The organism is Salipaludibacillus neizhouensis (assembly GCF_002886185.1).
Classification (GTDB): Bacteria; Bacillota; Bacilli; order Bacillales; family Salisediminibacteriaceae; genus Salipaludibacillus; species Salipaludibacillus neizhouensis.
In genome coordinates, this window is sequence record NZ_KZ614147.1 from 1,105,459 (window position 1) to 1,122,543 (window position 17,085).

A 17,085-nucleotide genomic window follows, 5' to 3' on the forward strand; every position below is an offset into this window, starting at 1 on the left:
AAACGGTGTTTATTTTTAGCTATTTGTGCAAACGGTTTCACAAAGTACTAGGATAGGATTATAAAGGGGGGATACATGTAGTTGTTAGCGTAGTTTACTAGCTTTAGCTGCTAGTTGAAGAGTCATAATTGATAAGTTATTTATGAATCTATTTTAAGGAGTGGAAGGATCATTGATGAAGCATAAAACGAAGCGTTATACGGCCATGTTTATGATAGTTATCATGCTCATGAGCTTGCTGCCGACATTTTTGGTGAGGCAGACCGTAAAGGCCGAAGAAAATGAGGGACAAGCTTCTGCAACGGAAGAGATTCCAGAAAATACGTTAAGAGTGCATTATGAAACTGGAGACAATGATTTTACAGGATTGGGTGTATGGTTTTGGGGAGATGTTGTCACAAAATCTGAAGATGCGGGCGTGTGGCCGGATGCAGCAACAGCTTTCTCAGAAGGCGGTACAACGGATTATGGGGCTTTTGTTGATATCGACTTAGTGGAAGGGGCATCGAACGTTGGTATGCTCGTGAACAACAGTGCAGGTGATGACCTGACAGGCGAGGTTGCGGTGGAGCTTCTTTCAGAAGACATGACGGAAGTTTGGCTTTCTGAAGAAGGAGAGGTTTCTCTCGTTGAACCTGCAGAAATACCGGAAAATACGGTTCGGATTCATTATGATCGTGAAGATAAGAGCTACGAGCCATGGGGAATTTGGGCTTGGGGAGCAGCAGCAGGAACATTTACTGAGTGGCCTCAGGATGCGCAGCCGTTTTCCAATGAGCAAACAGGGAAATATGGCGCATACGTAGATCTTGATCTCGTGGAAGCGGCGCAGGAAATTGGTTTCCTTGTTGTTAATCGCGAAGATGGTACGGATCAGTCAGACGATATGAGTTTCGATGGCTTAGAGAATCACGACCAGATTTTTATAAGAGATGGCGATGCTGAGGTGTATACGAACCCTTACTTCGTCGCGACGGTAGAAGAAGTGGAATATAAGGATGGTGAGTTTGACCTTTCAGTGACTGGTGATGTGGGCTCGTCCCTTCATTACAACGAGAATGCAGTACTCTCGGTTCAGATTGAAAACAATGATAATGTCGGTATTGAGGCAATTTATGCTGACTTAAGTGAGCTGGGCGGGACGAGCAAGAGAGAAATTAAAACAGATTCAAAGGAAGTGTCCATTTCCGTTCGTCATGATATGGCACCTGGCGAAAAAGAGATTGCGATCACCGTTGTGGATGAAGATTTCGGTACATATACCGGGACCGCAATGGTCAATGTGGAAGCTCGCGGAGATAAAAATGGCGATTTTGACTGGGATGAAGCGATGATTTACTTTATGTTGACCGACCGTTTCGCGGATGGAAACCCGGACAACAATGATCCTTATGGAATTGGCTATGAGAACTATGAAAACGATCGAGGAACGTATCAAGGCGGAGACTTTGCCGGAATTACCCAAAACCTTGATTACCTCGAAGATTTAGGGATTAACACGATTTGGATTAACCCGATTGTGGAGAATGTCGGACATGACGTGTCGTTCGATAGTGAGGACGATGCTTATTTTTCCTATCACGGCTACTGGGCAAGTGATTTTGAGAAACTGAATCCTCATTTAGGAACATTGGCAGAATTTCATGAACTGATTGATGAAGCAGCGGACCGTAACATGAAAATTATGGTTGACGTCGTTTTGAATCACCCGGGTTATGGGGTAAACGTTCTTCCTGAAGGAGAGGAGCCTGTTGGCTATCCGACGGCAGAAGATCGCGACCGATTTGAAGGGATGATCCGTCAAGAGTCTGGTTCGAATGACTTAACGATGGAGTTATCCGGGTTACCGGACTTTTTAACAGAAGATCCTAGTGTTCGTGACACGCTTATCGATTGGCAAACGAGTTGGTTAGAGCGATCAACAACACCGGCTGGTAACTCGATTGACTACTTCCGTGTCGACACGGTGAAGCACGTCGATGATACAACTTGGCAGCAGTTTAAAAATGAGTTAACGAAAGAAATGCCTTCCTTCAAAATGATTGGGGAGTCTTGGGGAGCGGATCAAAATGATGATCAAGGCTACCTGAACAGTGGAACAATGGATTCCTTGCTTGATTTCGGCTTTAAAACAAGTGCAAAAGATTTTGTGCAAGGGCAGCTTGAAAGTGTGAACGCAGATCTGGAAGAAAGAAATGCCGGATTAGATAATACAGCGACACTGGGGCAATTCCTCGGTAGTCATGATGAACCAGGTTTCCTTTCCCACGAAGTGGATGGAAATGAGGGGATGCTGAAAGTGGCGGCTGCTCTTCAAATCACGGCGAAAGGACAACCGGTGATTTATTACGGAGAAGAACTCGGTCATTCTGGAGCGAACAATTGGCCTTACTATGACAATCGGTATGACCTTGATTGGGAGAACGTGGAAGGGAATGAAATTTTAGCGCATTACCAGAAGGTTCTCGCTTTTCGTGGCGAACACTCCGAAACTTTTGCTCGAGGCGAACGAAGTCATATTAGTGGATCAGATGAGGAAAAATTCCTCTTATTCGACCGCACATATAAGTATGACAGTGTGTATGTTGGTTTGAACGTATCAGAAGCCGAACAACAGGTGACGGTGAACGTCGATGCAGAGGGCGTGATTGTCACCAACCATTATGATGGTCAAACATATGAAACGAACAGCGAAAGAGAAGTGAAGATTCCGATGCCAGCGATGGCAGATGGTGGAACAGTTCTTTTAACAGCAGCTGGTGGCAATATTTTAGGTGCTGGTGAAGAAGGCGCTGGAGACGAAGAAGATGAAGTAGTGGGTGATGACTCACTAAGAGTTCACTATGAAACAGAAAGCAATGATTTTTCAGATCTTGGGTTATGGATTTGGGGAGATGTGCAACAACCGTCAAATAGCGAAAACTGGCCGCTTGATTCCATGCCGTTTTCTGAAGGTGGCACAACGGATTATGGTGCGTATGTTGACGTGGAACTCATCGAGGACGCGACAAGAATGAACTTGCTCGTGAATAATCCAGCAGGCGATAATCTTACTGGAGATGTGAGTCTAAAGCTGCTTTCTCCGGACATGGATGAAATTTGGCTTTCTGAGGAAGGCGATGTGTCATTCATTGAGCCAGTTGACCTACCTGACAATACCGTAAGAGTTCATTATGAAAAAGAAGATCAGGCCTACGAGCCATGGAGAGTTTGGACGTGGGGAGATGTCTTGGAAGCGACTACGGATTGGCCTACAGGAGCGCATCCTTTCTCCGATGACCAAGTTGGGAAACACGGTGCTTTCATCGACTTGGAGCTGATCGAAAATGCGGAGGAAATTAATTTTCTTTTCTTGAATCCTGATACTGGTGATCAAACGGATGACATGACTTTTTCAGGATTGCAGGAAACGGATCACATATTCGTCCGTGAAGGAGATCTCACCGTGTATTCGAATCCTTACTATGTTTTGGAAGAAGGACTTGAAAGTGGAGAACTTCTCTCGAAGGAACAGATGGAACTGCGTTTTTCATCGACGGAAAAATTTTCACAGGAAGAGTTAACCGACAGAGTGCAGATCCAAGACAAGGATGGGGCCGATGTCGCCTTTGATAGCTTGGTGAAAAACGACGACCAAAAGACAGTCACGATAAAAGGAAGCTTTGACGTCGAGGCGACTCCATATGACGTGACATTCATCGATAACAGTATATCCGTGAAAGAAGGATGGCGCTTCAAAGATGACTTGTACGCGTATGAAGGAGATTTAGGCGTGGAACTTCACGAAGATGATTCGGCGACGTTAAAAGTGTGGTCACCGAGTGCAGACAGTGTTTCGATTGTTCTGTATGACCGGGATGACCAGTACGAAGTTGTTCAAGACGATGTGCAGATGACGCGTGGTGATCGCGGAGTTTGGGAAGTCACACTTGACGAAGCAAACACAGGTGTTGCAGATCTTACAGGCTACTACTACCACTACAACATTGAACGTGATGGAGAATCGGTGCTGGCATTAGATCCTTACGCTTCTTCGATGGCAACGTGGGATAGTGCCGACGTTGATAATGTCCCAATTGGTAAAGCAGCGATTGTCGATCCATCTGAGATTGGTCCAGAACTTGAATTTGCCGAGATCGATGGCTTTGAAAAACGGGAAGATGCGATCATTTATGAAATTCACGTACGAGATTTCACCTCGGATCCCGATATTGATGAGGAATTAGAAGCCCAGTTTGGTACCTTTGCTTCCTTTGTTGAAAAACTCGATTACATCGAAGACTTGGGCGTGACACACGTACAAATGCTTCCGGTGATGAGCTATTTCTTCGCCGATGAATTCAACAACGGGGAAAGAATGCTCGACTATGATTCCACGGATAACAATTATAACTGGGGCTATGATCCACACAGTTATTTCTCTTTAACAGGCATGTATTCGGAAGATCCGGACGATGCTAAAAAAAGGATTGAAGAATTCAAAATGCTCGTGGATGAAATTCATGCTCGCGGCATGGGTGTTGTACTAGATGTCGTATATAATCACACGGCTCAAGAAGCGATTTTTGAAAACCTTGAACCGGAATACTATCATTTCATGAATGCTGACGGGACGTCCCGCACAAGTTTTGGGGGTGGACGACTCGGAACAACCCATGACATGTCTCGACGAATTCTTGTTGATTCGATCATGCATTGGGTGGAGGAATATAAAGTGGACGGCTTCCGTTTTGATATGATGGGGGACCATGATGCAGAAAGCATTCAAATCGCCTATGATAAAGCGAAAGAAGCGAACCCGAATATCGTCATGATCGGGGAAGGCTGGAGAACGTTTGCCGGTGATGAAAACGGTGGGGATGTCGTGCCTGCTGACCAGGACTGGATGGCACAGACAGAATCCGTTGGTTCGTTTTCCGATGAATTCAGAAATGAGCTGAAGTCTGGTTTCGGCAGCGAAGGTCAGCCTAGATTTTTAACTGGCGGCGCTCGAAGCATTCAGCAAATTTTTGATAATGTTACGGCTAATCCGCACAATTTTACAGCGACGAATCCAGGTGATGTTGTCCCTTACATTGCGGCTCATGACAACTTGACATTGCATGATGTGATTGCCCAGTCAATCAAGAAGGATCCTGCGCATCACGAGGAAGAAATTCACCAACGGATCCGTTTAGGAAACGTGATGCTGTTAACATCACAAGGAACACCATTCATTCATGCCGGTCAGGAATTTGGACGTACGAAACAGTTCCGTGCTGATACAATTGAAGCACCTTATAAGTCAACGTATATGGAAAGTGAAGACGGGACACCGTTTGAATACCCGTATTTCATTCATGATTCCTACGACTCGACAGATGCAATCAACATGTTCGATTGGGACAAGGCGACGGATGAAGAAGCGTTCCCAATATCTAATCAAACTCGTGAATATACAACAGGATTGATTGAATTGCGACGCTCTACTGATGCATTCCGATTAGGAACGATAGATGAGATTGAAGACAACGTCTCCCTCATTGACGCACCAGAAATGAAAGAGGAAGACTTGATTCTCGGATTTAAAGCTGTTTCATCTGATGACTCAGAAACCTACTTTGTTTTTGTGAACACCGATAATCAGGAACGAACGTTGACTTTGGAAGATGATCTAACTCAAGGAACAGTCCTCGTCGATGGGAATGAATCAGGTCTGAAAAAAGTGAAAGATCCAAGTGGATTTGAGCTTTCATCGGATCAAATTAAGATAGATCCATTAACTGCCGTTGTGGTGAAAAAAGAAGCGAAGAAAACTTCTCCACCACAAGCAGATGATCAAGGTAAAATTGAGGTATCAATTGGTCAAGCGGACAAAAAAGTAATGATTCCTGCTCATGCTGCAGCGATCAATGGCAAGAATCGCGTCGTCATTGAGCGGGATGATTTCTCGATGGAAGTGCCAGGTTCGGTGTTAGAATCACTGCGAGCTTTGAACGAAACAGATAAAAACGCGCAAATTTCAATAGACTTTGCGCAGAAGTCTACAGAGTCAATCTCATCTATTCTAGATGAACAGAGTGCATCACAGCATGCGAAGATTCGATCGGCAGGCGATGTGTTTGATTTTAGCTTATCGATCATAGGTAGTGACGGAAACACGAAAACACTCGATCGTTTCGAAGAACCAATTCGAATCAAACTAAAAGTAAACACTAAGACAAATAGTGATCTTAGTGGGATTTATAAGGTTCATGAGGACGGAGAGCTAAAGTATGTAGGTGGGGATGTCGATTGAAACACGATCTCAACGACACTGAACAGCTTCAGCATCTATATGCTGTCCTTGAATGCGACAAGATCTGTGATGATGTCCCTGAAGCTTTTTGGGCATTTGACACAATCAAGAAATTATCGGCACGTCACGTGACGAATGGGGATGGAAATGGTGGGTTTGAACCATTGACCGAGGTCACACGGGCAGAATTTGCAGCGATGATCGTTCGAGCGTATGAGTTGGTGAATGTATCGATTGGCGAAGCGGGCGATATGAGGTTTGCTGATCATGATTCTCTTAGTGTATGGGCACAGGAATATGTTCGTCAAGCTGCGTACCTTGAACTTGTTCAAGGTCGGGGCAATGATCGTTTTGTGCCTCAAGGTGAAGCTAACCGAGCGGAAAGTGCTCAAATTATTTTTAATTTATTATTCTAAAAAACTGGACGAACGAGCCCCTGATGTGGTGATTTTTAGAAATCAGGGGTTTTTTTATGGTTAAAAGGTGTAGGAAGTCGGCGTTTTTGCTACTTCGAGTTATTTGTTCAAAAAAAATAAATCAACACTGCCTTTCTACATGGTTGATGTTTATTTGCTCTTTCATTCATCTTATCAGAAACAACAACGATTACGTAAACTGACTTTATAAAAAATTCTTGTTTGGAAGAATCCACGAGACCCCGCAAAACTTAGTTTGCTCGAGGAGGCTCGCGGATTCTCCATGGAAAGGGAGAGATAATTCTTTCAAACAACCTTTCATGATAACAAAGCAACAAAATAAATATATTAAATGCAAAGTTTATCAAAACAGTTTTTCTTATTAATTCTTCAGTGCCTTATTAGTTAGATCCTGTGTGGTGTTCTTTTATTCAATGTATTTTATTTGTCATCCAGTGACTCCCAACGCGATTTTTGCGTATCGGGACATTTTATCTTTGCTCCAAACCGGGCTCTAGACAACCTCAACCTCCACATGATCAATCACATCGACAGAATTTAACACTACTGCTTTCATTGTACTGATAATTTGTCCAGCCATTGGGCATCCCATGGAAGTAAGTGTCATTTTAATGTGAGCCTCATTCTTATCCTTAATTTTCACATCGTAAATTAAGCCTAAATTCACAACATCCATCTGTATTTCTGGATCTAGTACTTCTCCCAACGCTTCATACACTTTATCTTCTATAGTTTGTGCCATACCAAATTCCTCCTAGAATATAGTTTTAATCATAAAGAAACTCATCAATTCCCCTCGAAATGTTAGTTAAGACATTAACCGTTTTTGCCCAGTAATCTCTTGAATTGGCTTGATGTTTTGAGTGAATTCCACAGTACCCTTGTATTCACCTTGCTCATTACGAATGGCGAAATAACGAATCAAAACAAATTTATCTTTTAATGGAATCCAAAAGTCTTCGAAATCTTTTTTGCCTGATTTAAAATCATCGAGAAGTGCATTTACTATATGAGCACTCTGCGGAGGGTGACAATTTTGAACAGTTCGACCAATGACTGATTTAGTGCGATGAAAAACGCGTTCCTTCCCGTGTGAAAAATAACGGACGACATCATTTTCATCAATCATTGTAATATCAACCGGAAGATGATTCATCATCAATTCGAGTTGTTCCACGGATAAGATCCCGGTTTCCAACTGAATGACACCTTCCTTCATAAAGGCATCAGCGGTTAAATCGGCTCGTTCAGGCTGCCAAGGAGCAGGAGATTCAATGAATGTATACCCAATCACATCACCTTCTTTTTCAATCTTTAGCCACTCGTCCTCGGTAAGTTTTTCGACAGCCATCGGTAGAAGGATATTTTCCTCTTTGTAAATCATTTCAGATACTTCGTGGATGATTTCATCCAGCAATGGGAGTACCTCAGATGTATTCAAAGGATCTTCGATTAACTGAGTTTTCGCTGTCTTTATCGTGGCACGAATTCGGTCATCTACTCCCCACATTACTTTTGTAGGACCAAATATCCCGTACCGTTCCAAGTAAGGAAATAGGAGATTTTCTTTTCGGCTATAATGGTTATCTATCTCTAGAAGTTCGGTCAAATCAGTAAGTAGTTTAGAAATAACCTCTTCTTCTTGTCTTTTCTCATATTGATCCCGATGTAACTTTAGTCTGAAATTAACGTGTCGATCAATTTCTTTATTCTCTTGGAAAAAAGTGTGAACAGGATGTCCTTTCTGAAGTTGAGGCTCATTTGCTGCGTGAATCTCTTCAATTGATCCTTTAAATACAGCGGTATGCACGGAACACAAGCGTTGAACTTCTTCCACGGAAATGCCTTCTTCTTCCATTAAAGACTGTTCCATTTGTGAAATTTCACTGACACTTATATGATCAGTAGCCTTCTCAAACCTTGCTCTTACCTCTTCGATATTTTTTCCATCATGCAGCTCTTTGATAATATCTTTCAATAACGCTTGTCGCTCCGTTTTTTCCAGCGAATCCATTTCACGGTTGTTGATTATTTCACTCATGATTTCTCCTCCTTTAATCCGTCAATTTAAATCCTTGTTGCTCTAACTGTTTACTAACCTTTTCCACCGAAAACCCCATTGCTCGGCATCCTTTGGAGATAGTCATAATTCTTCCGGCTGATTGAATCATTCCGGGCTTGGTAATGTTGACAAAACCTATGTCTCTCATAATATTTATCAAATCAGGATGAGCTGTACATAATTCTAAAATGGATGTTTTCAATGAAATTTCCTTCATAGGAACAGTCACCTCGTATTTAGATGTTATTTTCTAATTGATAACTGTTTTCAATAAAATAGTATCACGTGTATATCACCCAAGGTTGTGATTTTAATCACAAATAAAATTAAAAGGAATTAAAAAAACGGATCAAAAAAGGGGTCAGACCCCCCATATATTGGAAGGAGATGACGCTTCGGATGATTCAACCTTAATGCCTGCAGTGAACCTTAGCTTCAGGTTTGATATAATAGAAGGAACTAGAACATCAATCGATTGGAGAAGGTACAATGAATTATCCGAACATAATGAAGACAATGGAGTTAATCAAGGAATTGGTGGAAATTCCGAGTCCTTCTGGACATACAAATGAAGTTATTACATATGTTGAAAATTTCTTGCAAGATTTGCAAGTCACAACAACACGCAATCGAAAGGGAGGACTAATTGCAACGATTCCAGGGAAGGAAACCGCAGAAAAACGTATGCTGACGGCTCATGTTGATACACTTGGAGCGATCGTAAAAGAAATTAAACCTAGTGGCAGACTAAAGCTCGATTTGATCGGTGGTTTTAAATTCAATGCGATCGAAGGGGAGTACTGTCAGATTGAAACGTCTTCCGGTAAAAGGTATACGGGTACAATTTTAATGCATCAAACTTCTGTACATGTATATAAAGATGCCGGTGAAGCTAAACGAAATCAAGCAAATATGGAAGTAAGAATCGATGAAATAGTTCACAATGAAGAGGATGTTCACGCACTGGGTATTGAGATCGGTGACTTTGTTTCTTTTGATCCGCGTGCGCAAATCTTACCAAGCGGATTTATTAAATCAAGACATTTGGATGACAAAGCGAGTGTCGGAATTTTACTACAATTAATCAAACAAATTAAAACAGATCAGACAGAATTACCTTATACGACCCAGTTCCTGATTTCAAATAACGAAGAAATAGGTTATGGAGGTAATTCAAATATCCCCCCAGAAACGGTCGAATATTTAGCAGTCGATATGGGTGCGATGGGCGATGGTCAAACCACAGACGAATACACCGTCTCTATTTGTGCAAAAGATGCGAGCGGACCTTATCACTTTGAGTTGCGGAAACGTTTGGTAGCCTTAGCGAAAGAAAACGGTATTGGATATAAGGTCGACATTTATCCGTATTACGGTTCCGATGCATCAGCAGCGATTCGGGCAGGAAACGATATTGTTCACGGACTTATTGGACCTGGAATTGATTCCTCTCATGCGTATGAGCGAACACATCAGTCATCGATTGAAGAGACAACGAAACTATTGTGGCACTATTTACAATCTAAAATGGTTAACTAAAAAAAACGGATTTTATTTGAACTAGAGGTACTCGAATCCACTCTAGGTGGCTAGTTTCCGTGGGACTGCTCAATTTAGTAGTAGTGCTGCCTCGGGTAAATCCATTAAAACAACAATTTGATATAATTTTTAACATTGTAATGTCATATTGCCTTTTTACGTGTGATAAGGTAAACTTTAATGCATAAAAGCAGGAAAGTGAAATCAGGACTTACTATACAAGGTTGATTTGTTATATAAAGGATGATAAGAATGAATCTAAGTAAAAATATGTTGAATAATGAAGAGATAAATAAAGAATTACCTAGTATCTGTGTCCCTTTAATCGGTAAAAATCTTCATGAGATTAAAGATGAAATTGAATTTATTAAGTCAAAAAAGCCAGATATGATTGAATGGCGAGCTGACTTTTTTACAGACCTAAATCAAGAAAAAAAGGTAAACGAGGTTTTAGCTGCAATTAAGCAAGGAATTCCCGAAACCCCTGTTCTGTTAACGATTCGCTCAGAAAAAGAAGGTGGACAAAAAATTTCATTATCAGAGGATGAAAAACTTCTGCTATTTGAAAAAGTGTCCGTAAATAAGAAGATAGATATCCTCGATTACGAGTTAGTAAATGGCGAAAAAAATATCGGGGAAGTTAGAGAAATCACGAAACAGAGCGGGATTCAATTAATGCTGTCTTATCATAATTTCGAAAGAACACCTGATCAAGAGGTACTTATGACTAAATGTAAAGTAGCCGAATCATTTAAAGCAGATCTCGTAAAAATTTCTGTTATGTCACAAAGCAAAGATGATGTTTTACTCGTATTAAACGTAACAAATGAAGCTTCAAAAACTATTAAGATTCCACTCGTCACTATTTCAATGGGAGAGAGCGGGGCCATTACTAGATTACTAGGATGGGCATTCGGATCAACGATTACTTATGCGATTGGAGCAAAAAGCTCTGCACCGGGCCAAATGCCGATTGAAACGTTGAGATCGGCAATTAATACGATGAAGAAATCTTTGTGAAATTAAAATAAGCACTAAAACTTAATGCTGAAACGAGGGAAATACATGGGGGAACAGACTTTATCTGCTCGAGAAAAAAATGTTGTTTTTATCGGATTTATGGGAGTCGGTAAAACGACAATTGGAGAGTTGGTTGCAGAGAAGCTATCGAGAAGTTTTACAGATATTGATGAAGAAATAGTGAAAGAATTTAATATGACAATACCGGAAATTTTCGAGAAACATGGAGAGAAAGCATTCCGTGAAAAAGAAAAGGAATTGACCCTTGGTATTTGCAAAGAAAAACGTAAAATTATTTCCATTGGGGGCGGTGCATTTACCCAGAAAGAAATTCGGGACATTTGTTTATCAACTACGATTGTTTACTTCCTGGAGATGTCCTGGGAATCTTGGAAAAAAAGAATCGATATACTCTTAGAAAGTCGCCCGATTCTTCAGGGGAAATCAGAAGATGACATCGAGAAATTATTTTATGACAGACAAATCAATTACAACCAGCATCATCTTAAGTATAATGCAGATGAACAAACAGAAGAAGAGATTGCAGAGAAAGTCATTGAATCATTAAAAATCGCTTGGGAACAAGATGAGGAAGCCAACAATAAATAACGTGCTGTGACGTACATATTTATCCAGGAATCAATTGATTAAATTGGGATGATTAGAAAGTAACTGGAAAAGTCTGATCCAGTTACTTTTTTAATGGCCTTTTTTCTATATAGGGAATGTTTTTTTACAATAATATATAGAAAAGAAAAGCTGAAGTATGCAACGACGAGCTTAGATATTGTCGAAAAAAAGCGTTTAAAAAGGTTCTAGAGATTTACTCGTGCCATGAAAAATAGAAGAGACTAATCCTTATCATATCTAGGAAATTCAATGAATTAGATGAGTGACAGACACGACGATAACGAGTAAACTAAAGGAGTGTAATCTGATAAAGGAGGACTATTGTATGCATCCATCAAAGCAACCTCGAAGAATATTGTCGATTTCTGTCATTGTGACATTTATCCTCGTTGTTATCATGGTCTATCAAGCTAGCAAAATATTCTTGATGGATGGTGCAGAGGCTCAAAGCAAAGCAAATGGGGAACAAACAAAAGTATCGATACTTACCTCTGATAAAATTGTCGATCAAAGCTGGGGAAGCCTGGCGTACACTGGTCAAATGAAAATAGAAGAGAATTTCCCTGTCGATACCAGGCTCTATAGTGAACTGAAGAACCCCAAAGATAAAGAAAATGCAGTGAAACTAGCTTTGGACGAGGGGTCACAACTTATTATAGGCCATGGACGGGAGTTTTCGGATGTATTTAATAGATTTGCTGAAAATGAACCTGAATCGACATTTGTTACGATTCATGGAAGTTCAAAACATTCGAACCAAGCCGTATACACATTTGATCAAGGAGAAATAGAGTACTTTGCGGCATTAGCTGCCGGAATGAAAACGAAAACAAATAAAATTGGAGTCATAGATTCGATAGATGAACATTATAACCCTCAGTTTGAAAAAGGTATTTCCTATTATAAACCAGAGGCTGAACTCTATTACTATGAGGCAGGTAGCAGGGATGATGGAAATGAAGCTGTAGAAGTTATGGATCAATTGTTGGAAAAGGATGTAGACGTTATTTATTCTAAAGGAAATGCATTCAATCAAAATGTTATCGAACACGCTAAAAAACATGGTGTGTTCGTGATCGGATATGTGGAAGACCAATCCTATATGGCTAAGGATCTTGTATTGACTAGTGTGATTAATGATGTGCCCCAAGTATATATGGTAATCATGAGGGATTATTTTTCAGTAGAAGGAATACAGCCTGGAGTTAACATTTTGGATGAAGGCGACGAAATTTTTAAATTAGCCCCATTCGGTCCGATGTTCTCTGAGCAGGAGTTAAACTATATTGATATGCAAAAGACGAAGTTTTATTCTGGTGAAATTAGGTTTTAAAGAAAGTGTGGAATAGGATAATGAAAAGTATTTTGAAAAAAATGACGTTACGCAGTAAAATTTTGTCTATCCTTCTTATAATCATTATTTTACTAAGTAGCTTTTCATTCATTCTCATTCAATCGATTAACGAAATGAATCAAGTTAGTGGTAACATAAGCCAGGAGACGATTCCGGAACTTGTTTGGATTGCTCACTGGGAAGAACAGCTGAGTGTAAAAGAATACATGGTTAACGATGCGTTAGAAAATAAATTTTGTTGTGATTTTGTTGACACCTATATGGATTACCACCAACAATCCAGTGAAAGTTTTGCAAAAGAGCGGGGATCACCACCCAATGGTATCGAACATTTCCAACGTGACATGGATTTATTAGACTTTATGATTGAGAACAATAGCCAGGGTCTGCTTGAATATAGCGATACGGAAGCTGCTAAAGAATACGTGGAATCAGAATACCTCGTAATGCATCAAAATATGACGATAGAACTCGAAGCCGCAAAGGAGAGAGTTCTTTCAACGATGGATTCTTATACAGACCGATTCTCTGGCATAATTAACAAATCACTAAGCCTGTTATTAGCAATTATGATACCAATGATTATTCTGGCAATTGCAGCTGCTTATCGAATCAGTGGTAATTTAACTCGCCCTCTTGAAAAAATGGTAGTAAGAATGCAGCAGATAGCCAAGGGGGAATATGGCTTAAAACTTGATGTCACGGATCAAGTAGAGTTACAGTCTTTAACAAATTCAATAAATCATATGTCACGAGAGCTTCATGAGTCTTTTGAAACAATTATGAATGATAAAACGTATCACGAACAAATATTAAATTCATTACCGGTTGGGATCGTCACTTCCGATGGTGAAAATAAAAACTTTTCTTTAAATTCAACTGCAAAAGAGTTGTTAGATAAAGATAATGGTGAATTTATTAATATCTTACAGGAACCTAGCAATCGGAACACAGCTTTTTGGGATAAAATGTTGTCAATGAGCATTTTTCAGAATGTAAAAGTACCATTTCACATGAATGGTAAGGAACATTCTTTTCTCATATCCCAAACGCATCTTTGGAATCGAGACAGACATGTTATTGGCAAGATCTTTTACTTTTTAGACATCACGGAAACCGAAAAAATGGAAAAAAAGATGCACCAAACAGAAAAACTAGCTTTAGTCGGGGAATTGTCGGCGGGAGCTGCACATGAAATTCGTAATCCTTTAGCGGTAATCGATGGATTTCTAACTTTGATGATCCAATCTTTACCGAAAGAGGACAATGAGAGATTTCATCTTCCACTGCTGAAAAAAGAACTTGAACGTATTAATTCGATTATTGAAGAGATGTTGATGTTAACGAAACCAAGTGCTCCAGAGTTACAGGCAGTTTATTTAGAGGACATTATACAAGACATTCTTCCATTAATTAAAGGCTCCTCTACCAACAATAATATTGATTTCCTTGTGAATCTGGATAAAACGAAGCTGCTGGTAGATGCGAAACAAATCAAACAAGTACTGCATAATTTAATTCGCAACAGTATCGAGGCAATGGATGGAAACGGAACAATTTCGATAAAATCCTCGATCGATAAAAACGACTATGTTGTACTTTTGCAAGATGATGGTCCTGGTATCGCGGAAAAAGTTCAGAATACCCTCTTCGATCCATTCCAAACCTCTAAAGAGCAGGGGACTGGATTAGGCTTAACGATTGCACAGCGAATCTTGGATAATCATAAAGGAAAACTGGAACTTAAATCTACCTCAAATAAAGGAACAAGTTTTTTATTGAAGTTTCCGCTAAACGAGGAGAGAATCAACATGATAAAGAGCAGAAAAGGTAACGATAGTAGAATCGAGCTTTCTCAAGACAAATAAGGGAAGTGACTTGCAGTCATGTTTAATATTTTTGCAGTGTTGGTTATTGTATTAACAATTTTTATTGCATCTTCTATGGGATCGGAACAACAGGATATAAGTCCGATACTTGAAGAAATTAGTGACAGGAACAGTTTAACTAACACACTTTCCTCTTTAAAAAATATTGTCCAAGGCATCATAGAACATGGTGTTACTTTTATCACAGGAAATCCATTGCTTGGTTTTTTGGTTTTTTCATGTCTGGGCTTATGTGTGTTTCTAGTTTTCTATCGATTAGCACCAAAAAAGGAACAAGGAAGTAAAAAAACTATCAAATCATTTCTTCTAACAATGTTCTTATTTTTTTTCCTGTTATTTTTCCTTATAGCAGTGAGGAGTGAAACTAGCAGCGAATTAATCAGGGCATTTGTTTCTTTTGACAAGCTAAGAACATTACTTTTATATATTGAATTTAGTTACGCAGGCATAACTATTAGTGTACATACCCTAGGTGTAGAAAATTTTTTACAGTTTGTCATTAGGAAATGTGCTCACTTCTTTCTATTTAGTTTATTAGGTTTTTTTCTTTATTTAATTATTTACAAGTATTGTAGACAGAGAATTTTATCCATTGTTTTAACGGTATTATTTGTGACAGGATACGCAGCTCTGGATGAATTCCGTCAGTCTTTACTTCCAACGAGAACCCCTTTGAAAGAGGACGTAATGCTGGATACTGCTGGAGGGATTTTTGGTGTTAGTATGGCGATATTAAAAAGTACAATCTCAGAGTGGTTTTCAAAGAGAAGAAAATTGTGAGACTATTAAAAGCAGTATATTCTCTGTATACGTAGTATGAAGAAATTAGTATAATAGTTGTAGATTAATACAAGATTTGTCGAAGGAGTGTAAGCTTTTGAAAAAAATAATTTTTATTTCTGTTATTGTTTTATCTCTTAGTGCAATTATTTTTGGAAGATTATATTATAGCAATAAATTAGAAGACATATCTGCTTCCGCACATGAGCAGATAGGGGATAGCGGAGGTGAACTATCTGAATCGGACGATACAGATAATCCCAATGCTGACACGGATGTATCGGCGAGGAGTGATGGCAACGCTACAGAAGAGTCCAATATTGATAATGTTCGTATGATGGACCTGGAAAAACTTACAAAAGGACTTTTGCCTTCCGTAAAATCCATAATTATTGAAAAAGGATTAGAGAATGATGAAATAGAGCTTGTGATTTTTGGTTCTAAAGCTAATAAAGATTCATTAAATCAAGGTGTCGATCCCTGGCCAGAGTTATTGGAGTCTCATTTAAACTCGGTTTATGGTCAAGACTTGTTTGCTGTGAATAATCAAGCTTTTGATGAGTTGACTAGTAACGAAATTATTGAGGCGGGATACCATACTGATGTTGCTGAGTTAGATGCGGATGTAGTTATCCTTGAATCTTTTAATTGGAGTGACAATAACGGGAGTCCAATTGTTCCAGTCGAGGATACCGTTTCCAATTTACAAACGATGGTAAATGTTTTAAAAGAAGAAAATTCTGAGGTAATAGTATTTGTTCAACCACCGCAACCTGCACATGAAACGATCTATTATCCAACACATGTAGAGACTGTTTCAGAGTTCGCTGAGGAGAATGAAATTCAATATATTGATCATTGGGAAGCGTGGCCTAGTATTGATGATGATAACTTACTTGGTTATATGGAAGATGGGGAAAGGATGCCTAATCAACAAGGGCATGATCTATGGATGGAGTATATAGCAAGTTATTTTATCAATGAAGTACAAGAAAATTAAGTATTTATATTTTATCTATTCCACACACCTTTTCGTGGGTGTATATTGTATGTAATAATAAGCGCAGGCGCTGAAAGAAATGATTTTCTTTCCGTTC

General features: G+C 39.6%; 11 protein-coding genes and 1 pseudogene. 9 read left to right on the forward strand and 3 right to left on the reverse strand.

All coding sequences use genetic code 11. The features are described from left to right. Window positions 1–175: 175 nt before the first annotated feature. Window positions 176–6,277 (forward strand): pullulanase, encoded by a 6,102-nt coding sequence (locus tag CEF18_RS21940; protein WP_223292453.1) that lies wholly within the window; start codon window positions 176–178, stop codon window positions 6,275–6,277. Next, on the forward strand, window positions 6,274–6,693 hold the full coding sequence (locus tag CEF18_RS21945; protein ID WP_110938616.1) for an S-layer homology domain-containing protein: 420 nt from the start codon (window positions 6,274–6,276) through the stop codon (window positions 6,691–6,693). The genes CEF18_RS21940 and CEF18_RS21945 overlap by 4 nt, the downstream gene beginning before the upstream one ends. A gap of 517 nt (window positions 6,694–7,210) precedes the next feature. Here the strand turns inward: CEF18_RS21945 and CEF18_RS21950 are convergent. The 3 genes and pseudogenes from CEF18_RS21950 to CEF18_RS21960 all read right to left on the reverse strand — a co-directional run. Further along, window positions 7,211–7,456 (reverse strand): annotated as a pseudogene (locus CEF18_RS21950) (metal-sulfur cluster assembly factor); the annotation flags it as partial. Between the two features lie 66 nt (window positions 7,457–7,522). Beyond that, on the reverse strand, window positions 7,523–8,755 hold the full coding sequence (locus CEF18_RS21955) for a DUF438 domain-containing protein (protein WP_110938618.1): 1,233 nt from the start codon (window positions 8,753–8,755) through the stop codon (window positions 7,523–7,525). A 13-nt stretch (window positions 8,756–8,768) separates the two neighbouring features. Next, window positions 8,769–8,993, reverse strand: coding sequence for a DUF1858 domain-containing protein (locus CEF18_RS21960; RefSeq protein WP_110938619.1), 225 nt, complete (start codon window positions 8,991–8,993; stop codon window positions 8,769–8,771). Between the two features lie 272 nt (window positions 8,994–9,265). On the opposite strand from CEF18_RS21960, the gene CEF18_RS21965 reads away from it, so the two are divergent. The 7 genes from CEF18_RS21965 (at window position 9,266) to CEF18_RS21995 (ending at window position 16,988) form a co-directional block, all read left to right on the forward strand. Beyond that, window positions 9,266–10,315 carry a M42 family metallopeptidase gene (locus CEF18_RS21965; protein WP_110938620.1) on the forward strand — a complete coding sequence of 350 codons (1,050 nt, stop codon included), beginning with the start codon at window positions 9,266–9,268 and terminating at the stop codon, window positions 10,313–10,315. Between the two features lie 252 nt (window positions 10,316–10,567). After that, complete coding sequence (gene aroD, locus CEF18_RS21970) at window positions 10,568–11,335, forward strand: type I 3-dehydroquinate dehydratase (RefSeq protein ID WP_183040994.1); 768 nt, start codon at window positions 10,568–10,570, stop codon at window positions 11,333–11,335. A 45-nt stretch (window positions 11,336–11,380) separates the two neighbouring features. After that, window positions 11,381–11,944, forward strand: a complete 564-nt coding sequence (locus tag CEF18_RS21975) for a shikimate kinase (protein ID WP_110938622.1) — start codon at window positions 11,381–11,383, stop codon at window positions 11,942–11,944. A 346-nt stretch (window positions 11,945–12,290) separates the two neighbouring features. Further along, window positions 12,291–13,298, forward strand: a complete 1,008-nt coding sequence (locus CEF18_RS21980; protein ID WP_110938623.1) for a BMP family ABC transporter substrate-binding protein — start codon at window positions 12,291–12,293, stop codon at window positions 13,296–13,298. A gap of 20 nt (window positions 13,299–13,318) precedes the next feature. Then, window positions 13,319–15,187: a sensor histidine kinase gene (locus CEF18_RS21985; RefSeq protein WP_110938624.1), complete on the forward strand. Its 1,869-nt coding sequence runs from the start codon at window positions 13,319–13,321 to the stop codon at window positions 15,185–15,187. Window positions 15,188–15,205: 18 nt separating this feature from the next. Further along, complete coding sequence (locus CEF18_RS21990) at window positions 15,206–15,988, forward strand: VanZ family protein (RefSeq protein WP_110938625.1); 783 nt, start codon at window positions 15,206–15,208, stop codon at window positions 15,986–15,988. Window positions 15,989–16,085: 97 nt separating this feature from the next. Next, a complete protein-coding gene (locus CEF18_RS21995; protein WP_110938626.1) occupies window positions 16,086–16,988 on the forward strand; it encodes an SGNH/GDSL hydrolase family protein in 903 nt (300 codons plus the stop codon). The last annotated feature ends 97 nt before the right edge of the window (window positions 16,989–17,085 follow it).